Genomic DNA, 5,080 nt, shown 5'->3' with positions numbered 1-5,080 from the left:
GGCGTCGGGGGGCGGTCGCTCTCCCCCCCCCCTCGGGCCCCCCCCCCCCCCCCCCCCCCCCCCCGACGGCTGACTCAGCCTTCGTCCTGCTCGTATTCCACGAAGACATCCAGTTCCAGCGCCAGTTCCTGCACGGCGTCACGCACGCGCTGGGCACCGAGTGCGTTGCCTACTTCCACTTCCAGTTCGTGCGTGCCCGGGCCGATGTCATCGGACAGGCCGGCCGAGCTGGAATCGTCGTCGTCCATGTGCGGCATCAGGTCGTCGGTTTCCTCGACGTGTTCGATCCCCTCGATGCTCTGCAGCAGGTCGGTGATGGCACGTGCATCGTCTTCGGTGCCGGTGATTCGCAGTCGCAACAGGGCCATGGGTCGAGCCTCGGGGAAAGGGACTCCAGCCTAGCCAGCACGCGGAAAAGATCGGGTGAGGACATGCGCCGGACCGTGGCGTCCGGTTCAGTCGTGCGTGCCGTCCGCAGGCGGCAGGCCCAGCAGTTCATCGGGCAGTGCGGGCAGCGGGGTGCGCTCATCCAGTGCCTCGCGCTTGAGCCAGTCCATGAACGCCTGCGCGGTCGGGCTGAGTGGGCGGTGTTCGGCGTGGACGACGTAGTAGGCGTAGCGCGCCTTGAGTGCGGGGCCGGGCAGGCGCACCAGCTCATAACGCTGCAGGTACGGCTGGGCGATGTGCTTGCGCGCCAGCACTGCGCCGATGCCGTAGACCGCGGCGCGCATCGCATCGGTGCTGTCGCTGAAGGTGTGCAGCGAGGGCAGGTCCAACCCGCGCACACCCGCCGCCCGGAACCAATCGCGCCAACCCTGCGGCGACATGTCGCTGAGCAGCGGCAAGGCGGCGATCTGAGCCGGTTCGCGCAGCATCGAGACGCCCGCCAGGGAAGGTGAGGCCACCGGGCAGAGTTCATCGTCCATCAGGTGATGCGCGGCCATGCCTGGCCATTGGCCAAGGCCGTAACGGATGCCCAGTTCCGGACCGGTTTCGTCAAAGCGGACCAGTTCGGTGCTGGTCTGCAGCTCGATACGCATGCGCGGATGCTGTTGGGTGAAGCGCGGCAACCGCGGAATCAGCCAGCAGTACGACAGCGAGCGGATGGTGGTGACCCGCAGCGGCACGATGTCCGCCTGCGGATGCAGGTTGCCGGCCACTGCATTGAGATCACTGAGCGCCGCCGCCGCCGCATCGGCCAGCTGGCGGCCTTCGGCCGTCAGCCGCACGCCGCGCGCATGGCGCTGGAACAGGATGGTTCCAAGCAGGTCTTCCAGCCGTCGCACATGGTGGCTGACCGCACTGGCGGTGAGGTGCAGTTCCTGGGCGGCGTGGGCGAAGTTCTGGTGGCGTGCGGCAACCGCGAACACCCCCAGCGCGGGCAACAGGGCAGGGCGAAGGATCATGGTCGAGACCCAAATCATATTTGTGGCTTGCACGGATACTACGCGCTTGTGAGTGCCTGACGGCAGGCGGATGCTGTCGTCCTTCCCCCCCGGATTCACGCGCATGTTGCCGCCCCTTACCCCCTGTCCCGCGCGCCTGCCCTGCTTCGGGGGCCGGTCATGAGCGGAGCGCCGCTGGCCGCCGCTACGGTGGCGCGCGATTGGCGCACGCCGCTGGAACTGACCGCACTGGGCGCGATATGGGGCTGCTCGTTCCTGTTCATGCGGGTGGCCGTGCCAGCCTTCGGACCGTATGCACTGGTGGAGGTGCGGCTGCTGCTCGGCGCGCTCGTGCTGCTGCCGTTCCTGTGGCAGGCGCGCGCGCAGTTCCCGGCCCGCCGCTGGCTGTGGCTGGCGCCGATCGGGCTGATCAACTCGGCCATCCCGTTCGTGCTGTTCGCCTGGGCCGCACAACGCGCTCCGGCCGCGATCGGTGCGATCTGCAATGCGATGACCGTGCTGTTCGCCGCGCTGATCGCGTTCCTGTTCTTCGGCGAAAAGATCGGCATGCGCCGCGCGATCGCCGTGCTGGTCGGCTTCGCCGGGGTGGTGGTGTTGGCCACGGCCAAAGTGTCCGGTCTGAGCATCGGTGCGGCGGTGATGGCCGGTGCCCTGGCCGCGCTGTTGTATGGCCTGGGCGTCAATCTGGTGAAGCGCCACATGACCGGCCTGCCACCGGCGGCCTCGGCCGGTGCCACGCTCGGCTGCGCGGCGATCCTGCTGCTGCCGATGGCGCTGACCCATTGGCCGACCGCCCCGATCCCGATGCTGTCCTGGGCCTGCGCGATTGCGCTGGGCGTGGTCTGCACCGGCCTGGCGTTCCTGATGTTCTACCGCCTGATCGCCCGCATCGGTCCGGCCCGTGCCTCGACCGTGACCTACCTGGTGCCGATGTTCGGCGCGCTGTTCGCGTGGCTGTTCCTGGGCGAGCCGGTGACTGGCGCGATGGTCGTGGCGGGCGTGCTCATTCTCGGCAGTGTGGCGGTGTCCCAGAAGCGATAGAGATCGCCTCTGCGGAGGCGATCAGCCGGCCAGCGGCCGGCGCGACCGGGACGGGCATGTCCACCCCCATGCACGTTCACCGCGCCGGCCTTACCGCACCGGCACCGGGATGTTGCACAGGTCGATGTGGCCGGCCGGGCGCTTGTAGAAATCATCGACGCGGTTGCGGCGCGCTTCGGTCGCATCGGCAAAGGTCCTGGAGTCCGTGCGCAGCACCTGCAGCTTGGGGCGTTCCGCGGCCGGTACATCGCTGGCACGCTGGATCGACTGGATCGCCGTACGCTGCGCCGGATCGGCGTAGAAGCCCATCGGGGCCGGGCCACGTGGCAGCGCGCTGAGCAGCTCCATGCCCTGCACCACGCGGCCGACCACGGTGATGTTGCGGTCCAGCTGACGCGGCGACTGCCCGGTCACGACGTACAGTTCGGCACCGATGCTGCTGTCTTCCTCGTTGTTGCGGCCGGCGCCCAGCGCGCCATAGCAATGCGCCAGCCAGGTCTTGCCGTCCTTGCGATCCTGGCCCACCGGGAAGCCGTCGACGAAGCCGGTCTGGTCGGCCCAGCCATCACGGTCGGGCAGGAGGCTCACCTTCAGCCCCTTGCTGTCACGCTGGAATTCGGCCGGGAGCGTGCGCTTGGCGCTGCCGAGCGGCTTTGCCTTGGCGGCATCGTCGGCATCGGCATCGCCGAACTGCACCACGAAGTTGTCCTGCGCGCGGTAGATGCTCTCGCCATCCCAGAAATGCTCGTGGGCCAGGGTCTGGATGTTGCCCACGTGCTGCGGCGCGAACGCCGGGGCCAGTTCGATGATGACGCGGCCGGCGGGCAGGTTCATGTACAGCAGGTTGGCCGGGTCGGGCGTGCGCCAGTCGCTGTCCGGCGACGCGTCCAGGATCTGCTGCGGGCTGCGGTAAGGCGTGGCCGCGCTGACCAGGCCGGGGAGCAGGCAGGCCAGGGCGAGGGTGAGCAGGGCAGGACGACGTGGCGACATGGCAGACCCGTTCAGGAAGGGAGTGCCCGATTGTGCGCGAAGCGCACCGGCTACGGCCAGCCAGGGGATGTCCTGCGGCACGGTGACTAACGACACATCCGCTATAGCGAACTTCGGACTAGTGTGGACTCCACGCTAGCGGAGACCGTCATGAGCGACCACGAGGTCCACCTCAAGAAATTCCAGAAAGAGCTCAGCTCCGGCACGGTCTCCCTGGCCTTGCTGGCGGTGCTGGCCAAGGCCGGTGAGCCGCTGTACGGCTACCTGATCGCCAAGGAGCTGGAGCGGGTCGGTGAGGGCGTGCTGAGCGGCAAGCAGAGCGCGCTCTACCCGGTGCTGCGCAACCTGGAAGGGGCCGGGTTGCTGGAAAGCCATGTTGAACCGTCGGTGGCGGGTCCGCCGCGTCGCTACTACCGCATCAATGACACGGGGCGTGAAGTGCTCAGCCACTGGACCGCCGCATGGCGTGCCACCCGTGATTCCGTCGATTCCGTCCTGGAAGGGGTAACCGCATGAACATCGAATCCGTGGCCGGTCGGGCCTTGCCGACCACCATCCCGGCGTATCTGGCACAGCTGCGCGCGGCGTTGCACGACGCCGATCCGGCGATGGTGCAGGACGCCCTGTACGACGCCGAGGAGTACCTGCGCTCGGAGCTGGCCGCACAGCCGGGCCGCAGCGAGGCCGAGGTGATCGCGGATGTGGCCGGCAGTTACGGTGCGCCGGAAGAAGTGGCCGAGATCTACCGCGAAACGGAAATCACCGTGAACCGTGCGCTGCGCACGCCGAGCGCGGGTGCGGCACCGATCCGACGTGCAGCGCCGGTCAGCGCTGGCGCGCAAACGGCACCGCCGCAGGCGCCGCCCAAGCCACGCTCGGCCTTGGCCCGCTTCTTCGGTGTGGCGCTGGAGGCACGCACCTATGGCGCGCTGTTCTACATGCTCCTGTCGCTGGCCACCGGTACGTTCTTCTTCACCTGGGTGGTCACCGGCCTGTCGCTGTCGCTGGGCCTGATGGTGCTGATCATCGGCATTCCCGTGGCGGTGTTGTTCTTCGGCTCGGTGCGCGGTCTGTCGCTGCTGGAAGGGCGATTGGTCGAAGCCCTGCTCGGTGAGCGCATGCCGCGCCGGCCGACCTATTCCGACCGCAGCCGCAGCTGGCTGCAGCGGATCGGTGACATGTTCACCGATGGCCGCACCTGGCTGACCCTGCTGTACTTCGTGCTGATGCTGCCGCTGGGCATCGTCTACTTCACGATCGCCACCACGCTGTTGTCGACCTCGATCGGCTTCATCTGGGCACCGGTGGCGGCGCTGTTCTCCAGTGACTACGTGGGCATCCACATCGACGGCATCCAGATGCTGCCGATCTGGGTCACACCGCTGCTGGCGATCATCGGCGTGCTGCTGCTGTTCGCGACGCTGCACCTGGCCCGCGGCATCGGTCACCTGCACGGGATGATGGCCAAGCATCTGCTGGTGCGGCTGTAAACGGGACACGAGGATGGCGAGGGTGACGACCAACGGTCGTCACCTACCGGCGCTGCAGAACCCGATGATCCGGTAGTGGGGGGCCCCGGCCGGGGACCCCACCACGGGGGGGGAACAGCCGCCCGCCCCCGGCCCGCCCCACCCGGTGTAGGT

Annotated in this window: 6 protein-coding genes; 3 read left to right on the top strand and 3 right to left on the bottom strand. The window is 68.3% G+C overall.

Translation table 11 applies throughout. The features are described 5' to 3' along the window. Positions 1–74: 74 nt before the first annotated feature. Positions 75–368, bottom strand: a complete 294-nt coding sequence (locus ABE422_RS18695; protein WP_019184421.1) for a hypothetical protein — start codon at positions 366–368, stop codon at positions 75–77. Between the two features lie 87 nt (positions 369–455). Then, positions 456–1,406, bottom strand: a complete 951-nt coding sequence (locus tag ABE422_RS18690; protein WP_313210822.1) for a LysR substrate-binding domain-containing protein — start codon at positions 1,404–1,406, stop codon at positions 456–458. A 159-nt stretch (positions 1,407–1,565) separates the two neighbouring features. Between ABE422_RS18690 and ABE422_RS18685 the strand changes: the two genes are divergently transcribed. Beyond that, complete coding sequence (locus tag ABE422_RS18685) at positions 1,566–2,447, top strand: DMT family transporter (protein WP_346483486.1); 882 nt, start codon at positions 1,566–1,568, stop codon at positions 2,445–2,447. 90 nt (positions 2,448–2,537) lie between these two features. Here the strand turns inward: ABE422_RS18685 and ABE422_RS18680 are convergent, their stop codons facing one another. Next, positions 2,538–3,437: a peptidylprolyl isomerase gene (locus tag ABE422_RS18680; RefSeq protein ID WP_346483485.1), complete on the bottom strand. Its 900-nt coding sequence runs from the start codon at positions 3,435–3,437 to the stop codon at positions 2,538–2,540. Positions 3,438–3,587: 150 nt separating this feature from the next. On the opposite strand from ABE422_RS18680, the gene ABE422_RS18675 reads away from it, so the two are divergent. Then, entirely contained in the window at positions 3,588–3,953 is a 366-nt protein-coding gene (locus tag ABE422_RS18675) for a PadR family transcriptional regulator (RefSeq protein WP_313210828.1), read from the top strand. After that, on the top strand, positions 3,950–4,927 hold the full coding sequence (locus ABE422_RS18670) for a sensor domain-containing protein (protein ID WP_313210830.1): 978 nt from the start codon (positions 3,950–3,952) through the stop codon (positions 4,925–4,927). The genes ABE422_RS18675 and ABE422_RS18670 overlap by 4 nt, the downstream gene beginning before the upstream one ends. The last annotated feature ends 153 nt before the right edge of the window (positions 4,928–5,080 follow it).

Source organism: Stenotrophomonas sp. TWI1151, from assembly GCF_039673135.1.
Lineage (GTDB): Bacteria > Pseudomonadota > Gammaproteobacteria > Xanthomonadales > Xanthomonadaceae > Stenotrophomonas.
This window is presented reverse-complemented; position numbering and strand designations above follow the sequence as displayed.

What these genes read in the sequence shown, in the direction of transcription:
- ABE422_RS18685 (WP_346483486.1), top strand. Translation starts at nt 1,566, where the DNA reads ATGAGCGGAGCGCCGCTGGCCGCCGCTACGGTGGCGCGCGATTGGCGC.
- ABE422_RS18695 (WP_019184421.1), bottom strand. Translation starts at nt 368, where the DNA reads ATGGCCCTGTTGCGACTGCGAATCACCGGCACCGAAGACGATGCACGT.
- ABE422_RS18670 (WP_313210830.1), top strand. Translation starts at nt 3,950, where the DNA reads ATGAACATCGAATCCGTGGCCGGTCGGGCCTTGCCGACCACCATCCCG.
- ABE422_RS18680 (WP_346483485.1), bottom strand. Translation starts at nt 3,437, where the DNA reads ATGTCGCCACGTCGTCCTGCCCTGCTCACCCTCGCCCTGGCCTGCCTG.
- ABE422_RS18675 (WP_313210828.1), top strand. Translation starts at nt 3,588, where the DNA reads ATGAGCGACCACGAGGTCCACCTCAAGAAATTCCAGAAAGAGCTCAGC.
- ABE422_RS18690 (WP_313210822.1), bottom strand. Translation starts at nt 1,406, where the DNA reads ATGATCCTTCGCCCTGCCCTGTTGCCCGCGCTGGGGGTGTTCGCGGTT.